This is a genomic window from Candidatus Aquicultor sp., assembly GCA_036504445.1.
Taxonomy (GTDB): Bacteria; Actinomycetota; Aquicultoria; order Aquicultorales; family Aquicultoraceae; genus DASXVE01.
On the sequence record DASXVE010000029.1, the window covers coordinates 12,632 to 29,266 of the forward strand.

Here is a 16,635-nt window from a genome sequence, read left to right on the forward strand (position 1 = left end):
CACAGCGGTTCATATTTCCGGTTTCAGGCATGACGTGAGCTTCATGCGTCCGCCGTGTGGAAACGGCGATTGCAAAGATTAATAACGTGACCAGCGTAAATGCAAACTTATCAAGCCAAAAGGCGACGGTTGAGGTTGGCGAAAACGTTACTTTTGCCGATCTGGTGCATGCTGTGGAAGATGCCGGCTACGGTGTCCCCACCGTAGATATCAGTATTCGAGTTGATGGTATGACGTGCGCATCGTGTGTCCGCCGTGTTGAGTTGGCGCTCTCCAAAGTACCGGGCGTTGTTTCCGCAAGCGTAAACCTGGCAACTAATAAAGCGACCGTGCGTTATGTCCCGGAAATGACGGGGGTCGCACAGCTTAAAAGGGCGATCGTGGACGCCGGGTACGAAGTGCCGGAGGCGGAGGCGCAGGCCGGTACGACGAAACGTGCACCGCGAACTGAAACGCAGACGCTAAAACAACGCCTGATGATTTCGGCGATTCTTACCATTCTCGTTATGCTCGGCAGCATGCCTGATCTTATTCCAGCGATTAAAACCATTCCGACGCAGCTGCGCTTTATCGTGCTGCTCGCCTTAACGATCCCGGTTCAGTTCTGGGCCGGTTGGCGCTTCTACCGCGGTGCGTTTAAGGCTGCACGACACCGCACAACCGATATGAACACCCTGGTCGCAGTCGGTACCAGCGTAGCATTTCTCTATAGCGTTGCCGTTACCTTCTTCCCGGCGTTCTTCGCAGTTCAGGGATTACAGAAAAGCGTCTACTACGACACGGCGGCCGTGATTATTACGCTTATCTTGCTCGGTCGCTACCTTGAGGCGCAAGCTAAGGGGCGCGCCTCCGATGCGATAAAACGGCTCCTCGGCCTGCAACCAAAAACCGGCCGGGTGGTTCGAGACGGGCGCGAGGTCGACATTCCTATTGAAGATATCCGTGCCGGCGATACTGTCATCGTTCGCCCCGGTGAGAAATTACCGGTTGACGGCGTCATAACTGGAGGACATTCATCTGTCGATGAATCGATGATTACCGGTGAAAGCCTGCCGGTTGAGAAGCAAGCGGGTGATGAAGTTATCGGCGCTACAATCAACAAAACCGGCGCCTTTAGCTTCACGGCTACTAAAGTCGGCTCGGAAACCGCGCTTGCACAAATCGTCCGCCTGGTTGAAGAGGCGCAGGGCTCGAAAGCGCCGATACAGCGTCTGGCGGATATTGTGGCCAGCTATTTTGTGCCGATCGTTCTCACGATTGCGCTCATCACGTTTATTATCTGGTTGATATTTGGGCCCCAACCATCGTTTACGCCCGCGCTTCTCAGCTTTATTGCGGTGCTCATAATCGCGTGTCCGTGTTCGCTGGGCTTGGCAACACCGACGGCGATCATGGTCGGCACCGGCCAGGGGGCGCAGAACGGCATCCTCATTCGCGATGCGCAGGCGCTGGAAAACGCGCATAAAATCGATACCATCGTGCTCGATAAAACCGGCACGCTTACCCAGGGTACCCCGGTAGTAACCGACGTAATCAGCGTGAACAACTTTGATGAGGCCGATATCTTGCGCCTTGCGGCATCTGCCGAGCGCCACTCAGAGCACCCGCTTGGCGAAGCGATAGTCGCAAAAGCTCGCGAGAGCCATGTACAGTTCACCGAGACGGATGAGTTTGAATCATTGACCGGTCGCGGTATTAGAGCGCTTATTAATGGTAAATCCGTGCTTCTGGGCAACCTGCGCCTCATGCAAGAACACACCATCTCGCTTGATGGTTTGGCCGATCGGGCGCTTTCCCTATCCGAACAAGGGAAAACACCGATGTATCTTGCGGTCGATGGCCGGGTCGCGGGCATCGTTGCCGTTGCCGATGTATTAAAACCGCATTCAAGTGCGGCGGTTGCAAAGCTCCGCGAGATGGGTCTGACTGTTGCTATGATTACCGGGGACAACGAGCGCACCGCACAGGCAATCGCGCGCGAAGTCGGCGTCGATAAAGTGCTTGCCGAGGTGCTTCCGGTCGATAAAGCCAAGGAGGTAAAGCGCCTGCAAAATACCGGGCACGTCGTTGCCATGGTCGGCGATGGGATCAACGATGCGCCCGCACTCGCCCAGGCAGATATCGGTATTTCAATCGGCACGGGCACCGATGTTGCAATCGAGGCTTCGGACATCACGCTCATCAGCGGGGATATACAGGGTCTGGTAACGGCAATAGCGCTGTCACGTCGTACCCTTAAGACGATCTACCAGAACCTCTTCTGGGCGTTTTTCTATAATGTTATCCTTATACCGGTTGCCGCAGGTGCGCTGTATCCGATATGGGGCATACGGCTCGATCCGATGTATGCGGCCGCCGCAATGGCGTTTAGCTCGGTCTCGGTTGTGTCAAACTCGCTTCGCTTACGGCGTTTCAAAGCACCGCAGCTGCAGTAATACTTGCAATGAACCCGCAATAATACTCAAGTCGTAGAGCAATTGTCCGATGTAACCACTAATAAGCGAAGGCTTGTTAGGCGAAGTTGCATAATCCCAACAAGATTAGGAAACATACGTCGTAAAGCGCGAGCTTTTACTGAGTCTTGGCTGAATATCTTGCATCTAACAGGCGGAGCTGCTCATGGAAATCGAATCGTATAAAATAGCGCAGATATCTGATTTGCATTGCGGCGATCCCCGCTTCGAAGAGGGTTTATTGCTCAGCGCGATTCGCGAGATCAATGAAGCACAGCCGAAGATCGCAGTGATCTGCGGCGATCTCACGACCGCCGGCTATCGCGATGAATTCGAGCAGGCCAAGACATATATTGATATGATTGAATGCCCGGTAAAAATTGTGACCGCCGGCAATCATGACCATCGAAACCTAGGATACTTGCATTTCGAGAGTATATTCGGCACCCGGTACAGAGCGTTCGATCTTGAATTCGGACTGCCTTCGAAGGATAACTTCCAGTCACGAATCAAGTTTGTGGCGGTCGACTCCGCCAAGCCCGATCTCAACGACGGCGAGATCGGCCGCGAACAATACGATTGGATGCGCGATGAATTTAATATCGAACATGCTTACAAGGTGTTTGTGCTGCATCATCACCTGGTGAGTATCCCGGGGACGGGGCGCGAACGAAATATCGTTCTCGATGCCGGTGATGTGTTGGCCCGGCTCCGCGGCATCGGTGTTGAGCTGGTCTTGTGCGGACACAAACATGTGCCGTACGTATGGCCGGTCGCCAATATGCTTATCGTAAACAGCGGGACGGTTTCAACGCTTCGCACTCGCGGGTATACTCCACCATCGTATAATATTGTTACCGTCACACCGGGAACCGTGATCGTTACCACGAGGACGCCCGGCGAAGATTTCGCCGAGGAATGGTCGTTCCCGAGAAGCCCGGTGTTTTAGGGGTTGAATCAGTGAATCGTCTCGCAATCGCTTTGGATGTTGGAGGAACGAAAATCGCGGCCGCCGTTGTCGACCGCGACGGGCGCATGCGCTCGTCTCTTCAGATCGATACACCCAACGTAACCACAGAAACCGTTATCACCGCAATCAAAGAAACGATTGCAAAACTCATCGACGTGTTCAAAGCCGAAGAAATTGTCGGCGTCGGGCTGGCGGTTGCCGGCACGATCGATTTTGCACGCGGGATAATCGTCGAATCACCCAACCTGCCGTTTCGTAATGTAAGCTTGCACGCGATTATTGAAAGCGAGTTCGGCCTACCGACATTTATGGATAACGACGGCAATCTGGCGGCGCTCGGTGAACTCTATTATGGGTCCGCCAGGGGTGCGCGCGATGTTGTTGCACTTACGCTGGGCACCGGCATCGGGGCCGGCATTATCATTAACGGTTGTCTGTATCGCGGTGAGACCGGAAGCGCCGCCGAGATCGGGCACATGGTCGTGCAAGCGAACGGCCGCAGGTGCTCGTGCGGCTCTTGCGGGTGCTTTGAAGAGCTGGCTTCAGGCAGGGCTCTCGTTCGCATAGCTAAGGAGTTGGCAGCCAGGCATCCGGAGAACCTCGTAGTCAAAGGCGCCGGCGGAGAAATTGAGCGAATTACCGGGCCTATGGTTACCGAGGCAGCTCAACATGGCGACGCCGTCGCTATGGAAGCATTTAAGGAAACCGGCTACTGGCTCGGCATCGGTGTTAATAATATCATCAACATTTTCAATCCCCAGCTTGTTGTGCTTGGCGGCGGCATGGCCGAGGCCGGCGAGCTCGTTCTCGAACCGGTTCGCAGGATTGTTGCCGAGTGCACGCTTTCACCGAACAAAGAAGTCGCTCAAGTCGTGCTCGCCGATCTTGGCAATCAGGCGGGCGTACTCGGTGCCGCCGCGCTTACCTTCAATGAGCTGAGCTTGCAGTAGGTTGCTTATATTCCTACCTTATGTATCCCCTAAAAGAAAAACCATAGTCTCCCTCTTGCATGTTTCCTGTTTTGGTTTGAAGGGAAATTACAAGGTAACGAGTTTTATGAATGAAAGGGGAAGGTATGGCAGAGCTAAAGCTTACGAAATCCAGGGGGAATTTCGCTGAAGTCGCCGTCGAAGACCTGCGGCGCGAGTGTGACCCTTCAATATTTTCATTCTCTTCCACTGCGGACGTAGCGCCGATCGAGGTAACAATCGGCCAGCAGCGGGCCGTCGAGGCTATGCAGTTTAGTCTCGGTATAAAAACAAAGGGTTTCAATCTCTACGCGGCCGGGCCTTCTGGAGTAGGCAAGACATCGACGATTCAAGACTACGTCAATATGAAAGCAAAGCAAGAGCCGGTACCGCGCGACTGGTGCTACGTCAACAATTTTAACGACCCGGACCGGCCGCTCGCTATTTCGCTACCGCCGGGCCGCAGCAAAAACTTCGCAAAAGATATGGAGGACTTGATTGAAAGTGCGCGCTCCGAGATCCCAAAAGCATTCGAGAGCAAAGAATACGAGGAGCGCAAAACCCGCATTGCAAACGAATTTGAGACCGAACGCGAGCAAGGTTTGGCGGAGATCGAGGCGGAGGCCGAAAAACGCGGGTTCGCTGTTGATATTACGACGGCCGGTATCGTTACGATACCGTTAGTCCATGGTAAGCCGCTTCGTCGTGAAGATTACAGCACGCTTCCGGATGACCAGCGCAAAGAGATCCAGCGCGAAGGCGAAGAGCTCCAGTCGGAGATCAACGATGTGCTGGCCCGCATACGCAAAGGTGAAAAAGGGGCCAAGCAAAAGATTCAAGACCTCGACCAAGAGATAGCGTTGTTTGCGATCGGGCACCTTCTGCAGGATATACGCGATCGCTACAGCGATTGCTCGAAGGTACTGGAGTACCTCAACGAGGTCGAGAAGGACATTATCAACAATCTAGACGATTTTCGCCCGGGGGAAAAACCGGCAGTTTCAATTCCCGGCTTGGAAGCGCTGCAACGGCCGATAACGTTTGACCGCTACAAGGTCAATATCGTAGTCAACAACAGTGACCTTCAGGGAGCGCCGGTGGTGCTCGAGCTTAACCCATCGTATTACAATCTGATCGGTAAGACCGAGTACCGGGCTCAGTTTGGTGCAATGAGCACCGATTTCAGTATGATCAAATCAGGCGCGCTGCACCGGGCGAATGGCGGTTATTTGGTGATGCACGCTCTTGACGTGCTCACAAGCCCGCTAGCCTGGGATGCGATAAAGCGTGCAATTCGAAGCGAAGAGATCCGCTTAGAGCTTATGGGCGAGCAGTATCGCGTTATCCCGGCCACCACAATCAAGCCGGAGCCGATTCCGCTCGATGTGAAGATCATCCTCATCGGCAATCCGTATATTTATATGCTGCTCTATGCCATGGATGAAGATTTCCGCGAGCTGTTCAAGGTCAAAGCGGATTTCAACACCGAGATGGTGCGTAGTGACGAGCATATGCAGCGCTACGCTAATTTCGTGAGCGAACGTGTGCGGGCATCACACATCAAGAACTTCGATCCGGCGGGTGTTGCACGTCTCGTTGAGTACGGCTCGTGGCTTGCAGGGGACCAGCAAAAGCTCTCAACCAGGTTCTTAGATATCGGCGATCTTGCGAGCGAGGCCAGCTACTGGGCGAGCGCGGAAAATGCCGAGCTTGTATCGGCTAAGCATATCGATAAAGCGATCGGGCATAAAAAGTTTCGCTCGAACATGATCGAAGCGAAAATCCAGGAAATGATCGAGCGTGACATCGTGATGATAAAGACTGAGGAGGCGGTTGCCGGGCAGATAAATGCGCTCTCTGTTATCAGCCTGGGTGATTATATATTCGGGCGCCCCTCGCGCATCACCGCCAAGACGCACCTGGGCACCAAGGGCGTGATCAACATCGAGCGCGAGATCGATCTAAGCGGCCCGTCGCACAGCAAAGGCGTGTTGATTTTGTCCAATTACTTCGCCGGCCAATACGCGCAGGATAAACCGCTCTCGATATCGGCGAGCCTCACCTTCGAGCAGAGCTACGAGGGCGTCGACGGCGACTCAGCATCGTCGACCGAGCTGTACGCGTTGCTCAGTGCACTATCTGAAGTGCCGATACGCCAAAACATCGCGGTTACCGGCTCGGTTAACCAGCTCGGCGAAGTGCAGCCGATCGGCGGCGTCAATCACAAGATCGAAGGCTTCTTTGATATCTGCAACGCCCGCGGCTTGACTGGTGACCAGGGCGTTATGATTCCGCACCAAAACGTCGTCAACCTGATGGTCAAATCCGAAGTCGTCGAAGCGGTTAAAGCCGGTAAGTTCCATATCTGGCCGGTCAAGACCATCGATGAAGGAATTGAGGTTCTAACCGGTGTAGACGCGGGACAACGCCGTGAAGACGGCACCTATCCCGAGGGCACAATTCACTACCTAGTTAACGAGAAGCTCAAAAAGATGGCGGATACGCTCAAGGAATATGAAGTTCCCGAAGAGCGGGAAGGTAGGCAAGCAGCATAGCGCATAGCAAAGCAAAAGTAAGAAAACAACGGGAGATATCGGCGGGCACGAACAACGGATCGCACATCAAGGGTTAAAAGGCGGCTTACATAACGATTTAAGCCGCCGCCTTAACTGTGAGTTCGTTAACGACGTCGCGAACACCCGGCGTCCACCAGGCGATATCGGAAGCGATCCATTTCTGGGTAAAATCGGCGACGGTACCGCGCAAGTAGACAATGGCGTCAACCACTTCGATATCGACATTTTCAATGTCGATCCGCGTATCGCGGGCAAGAGAAGCCCGAGCGTCGGCTTCAATATCCTTGTCCATTCGAACAAGCGCCGGCGTTACAACAATATTGTTGATGACGTCGGTTGCGCCGGGTGTCAGCCAGGCATCGCTCTCGGCGGCGTTTTTCTCAGTGACAGTACCCACGGCGCCGCTTAACACCACGATACCGTTGGCGATGTTAACCACGATGTCGGTCTCATCAACTAAGACGTCACGGCGAAGCGCCGCCTCGATGTCGTCGCGAATTTCAAGGTCTGATCGGACGATACGCGGTCGGACAATGAGGTTGTTGATGACGTCGGTTACGCTCTTGATGCGGCTTGCAATCTGGCTTGCGTCAAGTTTTTGCGCGTAGGTTTCGACCGTGCCGTTCAAAGTCACGCGCCCCTCGCGCACCGAAATATATATATTTGCCGCGTCCACCCGGACGTCCCACGTCAACGCGTCCTGGACATCCGATAAAATCTCTTGATCGCTTGCCATGTGTGCTCCTCTCATCTGTGCCCGGTGACTCTATCACACAGTTATCCTACCCGTGCGTTCAATGTGCATAACTCGGGTAAAGGCTCTGCGGTGAGCGGCCCGGCCCGTCGCAAGCAACCCGTCAGGGCTTATGCAGAAGGCATAAGATGTACAGCACATATAGGGATTGGCAGCATCGGGAGAAACACCTACGCAAAAACCTGCCGTGCGTAGGCTTTTGCTATAATAAGCGGAAGAAACCGTACAATCCATACAACTTCTTAGGGGGGGCAGTATGTCAGACGTTTATTTCAGCAGTTTCAAGGGACAGAAGAAAAGCTGGCTTGATAGAACCGGCCAGCTTTTTGATAGAGCAAAATTCACCTCGCTGATTGAGCCAGGCGATATCGTAGCGATTAAACTCCACTTCGGTGAGCCCGGCAACACCGCGTTTTTGCCGCCGATCTATGCGCGGCGGGTCGTTGAGAAGGTAAAAGCGGCGGGCGGGAAACCGTTTCTCACCGATGCCAACACGCTCTACGTCGGCCGGCGCTCCAACGCGGTCGATCATGTCACCGCGGCGCTCGAAAACGGCTTCAGCTATGCGACCGTAGGGGCGCCGATCGTTATCGCCGACGGCCTTAACGGCAAAGATTATGTGAGTATCGAGATCGACGGCAAGCGCGTAAAGGAAGCAAAAATCGGAAGCGCCGTGGTTCATGCCGATGCGATGATTGCGCTCACGCACTTCAAAGGACACGAATTAACCGGCTTTGGCGGCGCTTTGAAGAACATCGGCATGGGATTGGGCGCCCGCAGCGGCAAACAGGTGATGCATTCCGACATGCTCCCGTATATAGAGGCCGGCCATTGCCAGGGTTGCGGAAAATGCGTTAAATGGTGCCCGGCATCGGCAATTACGGTCAACAAGGAAACGGGTATCGCCGTTATCGATCAGAACAAATGTCTGGGATGCGGGGAATGCACGGTTACCTGTCCCTCGCAGGCGATTGCGGTTAACTGGAAAACAGAAGCAAGCGCCGTGCAGGAGAAAATCTGCGAGTACGCGTGGGCGGTCTGCAAAGATAAGCCGGGCAAAGTCGGCTTTTTCAATTTTGTTCTCAATGTGAGCCCCGACTGCGATTGTTGGAACTTCAATGAAATGCCGATCGTTACCGATCTCGGTATTCTCGCCTCAACCGACCCAATCGCCATCGATCAGGCGAGCGTCGACCTGGTAAATAAAGCGCCGGGTTTGGCGGGGAGCAGGGCCGATGTGCCTGCCGGCGCCGATAAATTTAAAGCGGCAAACAGCGCCGATTGGGAGCCACAGTTGGCCCACGGCGAGGCAATCGGCCTGGGTTCGAGGCAGTATGACCTTATTGAAGTTAAATAGCCGTGTCGTGCGTTTTTCGATAAAGCAGCTAAAGTCTACTAAGTCTATCAACTTAGTAGACTTAAAACACTTATAGAGCAAGCAGGGGAAATATAGTGAAAACGACAGGAAAGCTCTACGTATGCGCGACGCCGATCGGCAACCTTGAAGATATCACGCTTCGGGCGCTTCGCATTCTTAAAGAGGTCGACCGCATCGCCGCCGAAGATACGCGCGTTACCGCAAAGCTTCTCGCGCGCTACGAGATTCAGACGCCGATGACGAGCTATCACGAGCACAACGAGGTGTCCAAGGCGCAAGAACTTATTAACGATATGTTGGAGGGCCAAACGATCGCCCTGGTTTCCGATGCCGGAATGCCGGGTATCTCCGACCCCGGGCATCGTCTGATTACCGCATGCATCGCCGCCGGTATCCCGGCAGAACCGGTACCGGGCCCATCGGCTCTTATCACGGCAGTCGTCGTCTCGGGGCTTCCAACCGATTCGTTTATTTACCAGGGGTTTTTACCGCGAAAAAGAGGCGAGCGCATGAAACTTCTTGCCGAGCTCTTGTCCATCGGACGGACGGTTGTTTTATTTGAATCACCTCGGCGTATTAAAGCTACGCTTGGTGAGATAGCCGAGATCGACTCCGCACGGAAAACGGTTATCGCCCGGGAGCTTACAAAGAAATTCGAAGAAATTATCAGGGGTACGGCGAACGAGCTCGTAGAGAAACTCAGCGAAACCGAAGTCAAGGGCGAAATCGTGTTATTATGCGGGCCCGGCGAACTGGTTTTCCGTGAAGTAACGGGAGCTGAGCTGCGAGAAGCCGTGATTGAAAAAATAAATAGGGGCGCAACAAAAAAAGAAGCAATCGCTACCATAGCAGGGGATTTTGGAATAAGCAAACGTATCGTTTACGAGGCGGTCATGGACATACATGAACAAGACGCAACGAGCAGGCGTTTGTAGGTTTTATGTGTAGGCAAACCGGAAAAAAAATAACGGTCGCTTCTAGGTTTCCGGTACTTCTATGCGACCGTAGTCGATTTACTACATTTTCTTGTCGGTGAGTAGCTCTTTCTTGCAATCCTGACAGACGTTCTTACCCTTAAAGCTCTCAATTCCCGTTCCGGTTCCGCAGAAAACGCACACCGATTGGAATTTCGAGAGAACGATGGAGTCGCCATCCACGAAGATTTCCAGTGGGTCTTTGATTTCGATGCCAAACGTACGTCTGAGCTCCATAGGTATTACGATTCTGCCTAATTCATCTACTCGTCTCACTATACCAGTGGACTTCATGCGGTATCCTCCTGCTGCTTTCCTTGACAAGTGGTTGTATCAATTATAATGTTTGTGGAAAAATTGTGTCAACGACGTTCTATGCTATTTTAGTTAATATAAGAATATATTTTCGTTTGAAGGTGGAAAATTGTGGCACGGAAAAGCTTTTATGTTACCACTCCAATCTATTATGTAAATGACGTTCCTCATATCGGACATGGTTATTCTACCATAATAGCAGATACTATGGCTCGGTATAAGCGCCTGGCCGGTAACGACGTTTTGTTTTTAACCGGTACCGACGAACACGGCCAAAAAGTGGAAAAAGCGGCGCGCGATCGCGGTTTATCGCCGCAAGAGCATTGCGACCTCATGGTCGGCCCGTGGAAGGAACTCTGGGGAAAGCTCAATATCTCCTATAGTGACTTTATCCGGACGACGCAGGAGCGCCATATCAAAGTGGTGCAGGCGATCTTCCAGAAGCTCTACGAGCAGGATGACATCTACAAAGGCTATTACGAGGGCTGGTACTGCATTCACGAGGAAACGTTTTACCCGGAGTCGCAGCTGGTCGAGGGGTGCTGCCCGCAGTGCGGGCGCGCGGTTGAATGGCTGCGTGAAGAGAGTTACTACTTTAGAAGCTCCAAATATCAGGACAGTCTGCTCGAGTATATCAACAGCAATCCCGGTTTCGTACAGCCGAATTTTCGCCGCAATGAAGTAGTAAGTTTTATCGAAGGCGGCGTACAGGATACCAGCGTTTCGCGAACGACGATTAAGTGGGGTATCCCGGTGCCGTTTGATCCCGATCACGTTGTCTACGTGTGGTTCGACGCGCTCATCAACTACTTAACCGGCTCTGGTTACCTGCAGGACGAGGCGAAATACGACAAATTTTGGCCCGCCGATGTTCATGTGATCGGTAAAGATATCATTCGCTTCCATGCGGTGATTTGGCCGATGATGCTGATGGCGCTCGGCATTGAATTGCCGAAGAAAGTACTGGCGACAGGTTTTTGGACGCTCGGCGGCGAGAAGATTTCCAAGTCGACCGGCGTCGTGGTCGACCCGAACCGCCTCATTGAAGAATACGGTGAGGATACCATCCGCTACTTCTTACTGCGCGAAATATCGATCGGTGCCGACGGGGAGTTTACGCAAGATGCGGTTATACGCCGGATTAACGGCGACCTCGCGAACGACCTCGGCAACCTGGTGCACCGCACCGTGGCGATGATGATGAAGTATTTCGACGGCGCAATACCTGAAGCGGGTGAACTCGGACCGCTAGAGGTTGCCCTCAAGGATGAGGTGTTGGCGCTTGCTGATATCGTCGATGAGGCGATGAGCAGGGTAGATATACGCGAAGCACTAGTGCAAATCTGGCGGATCATCGGCCGCGCCAATAAATTCATTGATGAGGCCGCGCCATGGTCGCTCGCTAAAGAGGGCAACACCGAGCGCCTGCAAACGGTCATGCGCACGCTCTTGGAGGCGATTCGCGTGGTCACGGTCTTAGTCACGCCGGTGATGCCGCACACCGCAGAAAAAATTTGGGCACAGCTCGGCCAGAGCGATTTTGCTTCCGTTACGCTTGACGATGCACGCAAGTGGGACACGCTGGCAGCCGGAACGAGCGTTAAGAAAGCCGAACCACTCTTTCCGCGCATCGAGGTCACGTAGAGTATGAAGATTGCATAAAGATTGTTTTTAATGGGCGTGCGCAATGGGCGCCCTCCTTAATTTTCTGAAAACCCAGCAATTGGAATTGGGTAAGTAGAAGCCCGGGTAGACTCGATAAGCATGAACGCTTATCCCATTGAACAGGAGACATATGCCAAAAACAACGCAGCTCACAGATACGCACGCACATCTTGATTTTTTTGGAAACGATGGCGCGGTTGAGGCCGTTATCGCGCGGGCACGCGATAACGGTGTGACCAGAATAGTTACCGTTGCCGATAAGCTTTCCTCAAGTTACCGGGCGGTAGAGATCGCCGAGAAATACGAGGGCGTATACGCGGCGATAGGCTTTCATCCGCATGAAGCCAAGGATGTTACCCCTGAAGCGTTGCAAGAGATAAAAGCCCTAACCAAACATCCAAAAGTAGTGGCGATCGGCGAAATCGGCCTCGATTACTTCAAGGACCACTCGCCCCGCGCCACGCAGCGCAAAGTTTTCGAACAGCAGCTCGACCTGGCTAATGAAGTCGGTTTACCGGTGATAATCCACGACCGTGATGCCGATGATGACACAATTGAGATCGTCACCAAGCATCGCCCCAAGAAGGGCGTCTTTCATTGCTTTAGCGGTACGACCGATTTTGCGGAAGTCGTGCTCGCAATGAATTTTTATATTTCGATTGCCGGACCGGTTACCTTCAAGAATTCCGGTGCTTTGCCCGATGTGGCGAAATTCGTGCCGCTTACCAAACTTTTAGTGGAGACCGATACCCCGTATCTCACCCCGGTTCCCAACCGAGGGCAAGAAAACGAGCCCGCGTTCGTGCGGTTTGTCGCCGAAAAAATCGCTGAGCTTAAGGGTGTCAGCCTTGCTGCGGTGGCGTCATCGACGCAGGAAAATGTGTCGCTTCTCTTCTCAATTCCATAAGTTTTAAGGGCAATTCTGGCAAATTATGCCTAATAATTCCAATAATTATCCAAAGCAACCCTATATATTGTGCATATGTGAATACGATATATCTACAGGCCATAGGCTTGTTTAGTGCTTGCCGTACACGGGTAACCTCTGAAAATGGCCCGAAAATTAAAGTTTCATATTCGTTAGCCGATTATGCTATCATAGCGAGCAGTTATTGCGCTTGTGCCTTGACAACATAATAAGCAAGCTGAAGGGACTGATTGATGATGGCACGTTTTCATCAGATAGCCCGCAGCCTCAAAACGAACAGGTATGAAATTGTTTTACTCTCACTCATCATGTTCTTCATTGTGGCTGATATGGTCAGCAGCGCGGCTAAAGTGCAGCTTACCATCGACGGTCAAAGTAAAACCGTCGTAACGCGGGCGAGAACAGTAGCAGCTGTTCTGAAGGAAAACGGCGTAACAGTTAAGGCAAAAGACGACGTAACGCCAAAGCTCTCGGCAAAGATTCAAGAGGGTATGGCACTCAACGTAAGACATGCAGTACCGATTACAGTAAAACTTGACGAACAAAAAATCGCTACCGTATCAACAGCTGGTACGGTTGGCGGAGTCCTTAGGGACATGGGGTTGCAGATCGGATCGGACGATAAGATCCGACCGAACCGCGACGAGAAGGTCGCAGCAGGCATGACCGTCGAGGTTACGCTGGTAACGAAGAAGTGCGAAGTCACGAAGGTACCGGTACCGTACCAGACGATCAGCAAAGCCGATCCAAATTTGGATTACGGCAAGCAGGTCGTTGTGACGCAGGGTAAGCCGGGCTTACTCATGAAAGTGATGGAAACCGTATTTGAAGGCGACCGTCCGGTACAAAGGCAAGAAAAGATACAAAGTCTGGTAACGTCACCGGTGGCACAAGTGGTGGCGGTAGGCACGAAACGCAAGATCGCTCGCTTATACAGAACGACGAATGTCTCACGGGGTACAGAGCGTAAAGCTTCAAGCTTCGTGGGCGGCCGGATCATAACGATGCGCGCAAGCGCGTATGCACCGAATTATGGTCCAGGCGTCGGTACGAAATGCGCAAACGGTATGCGCGCACGGAAAGGCGTCGTGGCGGTCGACCCGAGATATATTCCGCTCGGGACCAAGCTCTATATCGAGGGCTATGGGACGGCGATCGCAGCAGATACCGGTGGTGCAATCAAAGGGAATCGTATTGATTTATGTTACAATACGCCTGGCGAGTGCTTTAAATTTGGCCGGCGCCCGGTGAAAGTAACGATTCTTGGTAAATAGCAGGAATGGAATGGTTTCGAGCGTGTCGGGGAGTGCAGAGAAATGACATTGGCGACACCGCAGGCAACGCTTGAAGTAGTTAAAAAATTTAGCCTCAGGCTCGATAAGAGCCTGGGGCAACATTTTTTGATCGACCAGAATATTTTGGGGAAGATTGTTGCCGCCGCCGATCTTGGGCAAAGCGACGTTGTCGTTGAGGTCGGACCGGGCATCGGGACGCTAACCCAGGAGCTTGCCAAACGAGCGGGCTGTGTCGTGGCTATCGATCTCGACCGGCGGCTCAAGCCGGTCCTTGAGTATACGCTTCGCGATTATCCGAACGCCAACGTTGTGTTTGCCGATGCGCTCTCAGTGGATATTAAGCACCTACCGGGCAATCTGCCCGTTCCGCATAAGCTTGTGTCTAACTTACCGTATCAAGTAGCGACGCCCATTCTAGCCACATATCTCGATAGGTTTGAGAGTATCGGGCTCTACGTCGTTATGATTCAAAAAGAGGTGGCCGATCGGATTCTCGCAAAACCGGATACGAGCGCGTACGGTGCATTTTCGGTAAAAGCGCAGTTTTATTGTGATGTAGACCGGGTAGTAACAGTGTCAAAAAATGTGTTTCTGCCTCCGCCCGAAGTATCATCCGCTGTTATTAAGATGGTTCGTTTAAGCGCACCTCGGGTGCATGTAACCAGCAAAGACCTCTTTTTCAAAGTTGTTAAAGCAGCGTTTTGGCAGCGTCGTAAGACGCTGAAGAACGCGCTTACCGGCAGCCCGGAGCTTCACTTTACCGTGGATGAAGTCATGGCTGGGTTGCAAGCAGCAAATATCGATCCGCGCCGGCGAGGAGAGACGCTGTCCATTACCGAATTTGCATCCGTTGCTAATGCGCTCGTGCCTTATATGGGCGAACTCTGATAAAGCGGATGAGGAGTACAAATTGACCTGGCTAGCAAGCCATGTCTTTAAAAATATAGGCGCTATAAGCAGGAATTCTCAATCCACTGTCGTATTATAACTTAATGTCGCCAGTAAGTCTTGCAATTCGTTGCGGCACAGAGTAAACTTGAAATTTTTGCAATTTTGCTGTATACTATTCGGAGCACCTGAAGGAGAGGGATAAGCAACATGGCGATCAGTCAATTATCGCAAGTGGAGGTCGTAGATAAGATACGTAAGCAGCTCGATGAGTTTGTTGGCGAGAAGATGCGCCTCAAGGCGAACATGGGGCGTTGCAAGATTATTGAACGTGACGGCGTCCTAGAAGAAACACACCCCAACCTCTTTGTCGTCAAAGTTGAAGAGAAGAGGAATCGTTGCCGCAGGGTATCGTATAGCTATGCAGACGTCTTAACCAAGACAGTGGAGCTCTCCAACCCCGATAACGGGGAGAGCATTCTCCCTTGGCTTATGTAGGCAGGAGATAAGGAGCGATAAGGACAGTGGCGCATATACCCCAAGCGCCGTAATGGCCGGCACAACGATGCTAACAATCTATGCCTACGCAAAAATCAACCTGTATCTCGATGTTATCTCGCGTTACCCCGACGGTTACCATCAGATCGAAAGCGTCATGCAGAGCGTATCTCTGCATGACCTGGTCGAGGTAGCCCCAATCGATACAGATACTATCACCGTTACCTGTTCGCACGAAGAATTATCCGGTCCGCACAATCTGGCCTATAAGGCCGCCCAAGCGCTTCGTTCAACCTATAATGCACAAAACGGTGCGAAGATCTCTATCACGAAACGAATTCCCATGGCGGCAGGTTTAGCCGGTGGAAGCGCCGACGCTGCAGCGACGCTCGTCGGACTTAACGAGCTCTGGGGCCTTAAACTCGAGCTTGCCGAGCTGCAACATTTAGGGATACAGCTGGGCGCCGATATCCCGTTTTGTTTGGCCGGCGGCACAATGCTTGCCGAGGGCAAAGGAGAAGTGCTTAGCAAACTTCAGTCTATGCCCAATGTGCCGATTGTCATTGTGACGCCGCCGATACACGTATCGACCGCCGATATATACCGTGCCGTCGATACGCAAGCGCCGGAGCCGCTGCGGACAAAAAACGACATTGTAATCGCGCTTGAAAGCGGCGATATAGATAAAATTGCGGAATCCTCCCGCAATCTTCTTGAAACGGTTGCTGTAAAGCGATATCCTGCTATTTCAAGGATAAAACAATTATTGGTTGACGCAGGAGCCAAAGGCGCATTGATGTCGGGCAGCGGGCCGAGTATCATCGCATTGTGTGCTGATAACACGGCAGCGCGCCGGGTTGCGGTTGCAGCTAAAAAGTTTGATCCGGCAGCGTTTGTCGAGATTGTAGAGCCGGTAACGCGTGGTGTATGCATTGAGCACAGCGCATGATATAAACTCGGTTCCAAACACCGG

At 52.6% G+C, this 16,635-nt stretch carries 14 protein-coding genes and 1 pseudogene; 13 read left to right on the forward strand and 2 right to left on the reverse strand.

Going from position 1 to position 16,635, the window contains the following annotated elements; translation table 11 throughout:
* Nucleotides 1-50 precede the first annotated feature (50 nt).
* From VGK02_10095 to VGK02_10115, 5 genes and pseudogenes are all read left to right on the forward strand, one after another.
* Nucleotides 51-389: pseudogene (locus tag VGK02_10095) on the forward strand (heavy metal-associated domain-containing protein).
* A 129-nt stretch (nucleotides 390-518) separates the two neighbouring features.
* On the forward strand, nucleotides 519-2,435 hold the full coding sequence (locus tag VGK02_10100) for a copper-translocating P-type ATPase (protein ID HEY3375402.1): 1,917 nt from the start codon (nucleotides 519-521) through the stop codon (nucleotides 2,433-2,435).
* Between the two features lie 184 nt (nucleotides 2,436-2,619).
* Complete coding sequence (locus VGK02_10105; protein HEY3375403.1) at nucleotides 2,620-3,402, forward strand: metallophosphoesterase; 783 nt, start codon at nucleotides 2,620-2,622, stop codon at nucleotides 3,400-3,402.
* Nucleotides 3,403-3,413: 11 nt separating this feature from the next.
* Nucleotides 3,414-4,373: an ROK family glucokinase gene (locus VGK02_10110; GenBank protein HEY3375404.1), complete on the forward strand. Its 960-nt coding sequence runs from the start codon at nucleotides 3,414-3,416 to the stop codon at nucleotides 4,371-4,373.
* Nucleotides 4,374-4,498: 125 nt separating this feature from the next.
* Nucleotides 4,499-6,946: an ATP-binding protein gene (locus VGK02_10115; protein ID HEY3375405.1), complete on the forward strand. Its 2,448-nt coding sequence runs from the start codon at nucleotides 4,499-4,501 to the stop codon at nucleotides 6,944-6,946.
* 97 nt (nucleotides 6,947-7,043) lie between these two features.
* On the opposite strand, the gene VGK02_10120 is transcribed toward VGK02_10115, so the two are convergent.
* A complete protein-coding gene (locus VGK02_10120) occupies nucleotides 7,044-7,703 on the reverse strand; it encodes a BON domain-containing protein (protein ID HEY3375406.1) in 660 nt (219 codons plus the stop codon).
* Between the two features lie 274 nt (nucleotides 7,704-7,977).
* Here VGK02_10120 and VGK02_10125 point away from each other — a divergent pair, with 274 nt between their 5' ends.
* Together VGK02_10125 and rsmI are read left to right on the forward strand one after the other, a co-directional pair.
* Nucleotides 7,978-9,078, forward strand: coding sequence for a DUF362 domain-containing protein (locus VGK02_10125; protein ID HEY3375407.1), 1,101 nt, complete (start codon nucleotides 7,978-7,980; stop codon nucleotides 9,076-9,078).
* A gap of 95 nt (nucleotides 9,079-9,173) precedes the next feature.
* Nucleotides 9,174-10,034, forward strand: a complete 861-nt coding sequence (rsmI, locus tag VGK02_10130) for a 16S rRNA (cytidine(1402)-2'-O)-methyltransferase (protein ID HEY3375408.1) — start codon at nucleotides 9,174-9,176, stop codon at nucleotides 10,032-10,034.
* A gap of 81 nt (nucleotides 10,035-10,115) precedes the next feature.
* Here the strand turns inward: rsmI and VGK02_10135 are convergent, their stop codons facing one another.
* A complete protein-coding gene (locus VGK02_10135) occupies nucleotides 10,116-10,367 on the reverse strand; it encodes an AbrB/MazE/SpoVT family DNA-binding domain-containing protein (protein ID HEY3375409.1) in 252 nt (83 codons plus the stop codon).
* 132 nt (nucleotides 10,368-10,499) lie between these two features.
* On the opposite strand from VGK02_10135, the gene metG reads away from it, so the two are divergent.
* From metG to ispE, 6 genes are all read left to right on the forward strand, one after another.
* Nucleotides 10,500-12,032, forward strand: coding sequence for a methionine--tRNA ligase (gene metG, locus VGK02_10140; GenBank protein ID HEY3375410.1), 1,533 nt, complete (start codon nucleotides 10,500-10,502; stop codon nucleotides 12,030-12,032).
* 151 nt (nucleotides 12,033-12,183) lie between these two features.
* The gene (locus VGK02_10145; GenBank protein HEY3375411.1) at nucleotides 12,184-12,960 is read left to right on the forward strand and encodes a TatD family hydrolase; all 777 of its coding nucleotides are present in this window, start codon (nucleotides 12,184-12,186) and stop codon (nucleotides 12,958-12,960) included.
* 254 nt (nucleotides 12,961-13,214) lie between these two features.
* Complete coding sequence (locus VGK02_10150; GenBank protein ID HEY3375412.1) at nucleotides 13,215-14,255, forward strand: ubiquitin-like domain-containing protein; 1,041 nt, start codon at nucleotides 13,215-13,217, stop codon at nucleotides 14,253-14,255.
* A 42-nt stretch (nucleotides 14,256-14,297) separates the two neighbouring features.
* Nucleotides 14,298-15,164 carry a 16S rRNA (adenine(1518)-N(6)/adenine(1519)-N(6))-dimethyltransferase RsmA gene (gene rsmA, locus VGK02_10155; protein HEY3375413.1) on the forward strand — a complete coding sequence of 289 codons (867 nt, stop codon included), beginning with the start codon at nucleotides 14,298-14,300 and terminating at the stop codon, nucleotides 15,162-15,164.
* 210 nt (nucleotides 15,165-15,374) lie between these two features.
* Nucleotides 15,375-15,662 (forward strand): Veg family protein, encoded by a 288-nt coding sequence (locus tag VGK02_10160; protein HEY3375414.1) that lies wholly within the window; start codon nucleotides 15,375-15,377, stop codon nucleotides 15,660-15,662.
* A 52-nt stretch (nucleotides 15,663-15,714) separates the two neighbouring features.
* Nucleotides 15,715-16,611: a 4-(cytidine 5'-diphospho)-2-C-methyl-D-erythritol kinase gene (ispE, locus tag VGK02_10165; GenBank protein HEY3375415.1), complete on the forward strand. Its 897-nt coding sequence runs from the start codon at nucleotides 15,715-15,717 to the stop codon at nucleotides 16,609-16,611.
* Nucleotides 16,612-16,635 lie beyond the last annotated feature (24 nt).

Coding starts and splice junctions, on each gene's coding strand:
- VGK02_10115 (HEY3375405.1), top strand. CDS start 4,499: ATGGCAGAGCTAAAGCTTACGAAATCCAGGGGGAATTTCGCTGAAGTC.
- ispE (HEY3375415.1), top strand. CDS start 15,715: ATGGCCGGCACAACGATGCTAACAATCTATGCCTACGCAAAAATCAAC.
- VGK02_10160 (HEY3375414.1), top strand. CDS start 15,375: ATGGCGATCAGTCAATTATCGCAAGTGGAGGTCGTAGATAAGATACGT.
- VGK02_10105 (HEY3375403.1), top strand. CDS start 2,620: ATGGAAATCGAATCGTATAAAATAGCGCAGATATCTGATTTGCATTGC.
- VGK02_10145 (HEY3375411.1), top strand. CDS start 12,184: ATGCCAAAAACAACGCAGCTCACAGATACGCACGCACATCTTGATTTT.
- VGK02_10135 (HEY3375409.1), bottom strand. CDS start 10,367: ATGAAGTCCACTGGTATAGTGAGACGAGTAGATGAATTAGGCAGAATC.
- VGK02_10150 (HEY3375412.1), top strand. CDS start 13,215: ATGATGGCACGTTTTCATCAGATAGCCCGCAGCCTCAAAACGAACAGG.
- VGK02_10125 (HEY3375407.1), top strand. CDS start 7,978: ATGTCAGACGTTTATTTCAGCAGTTTCAAGGGACAGAAGAAAAGCTGG.
- rsmA (HEY3375413.1), top strand. CDS start 14,298: ATGACATTGGCGACACCGCAGGCAACGCTTGAAGTAGTTAAAAAATTT.
- VGK02_10100 (HEY3375402.1), top strand. CDS start 519: ATGCCTGATCTTATTCCAGCGATTAAAACCATTCCGACGCAGCTGCGC.
- VGK02_10120 (HEY3375406.1), bottom strand. CDS start 7,703: ATGGCAAGCGATCAAGAGATTTTATCGGATGTCCAGGACGCGTTGACG.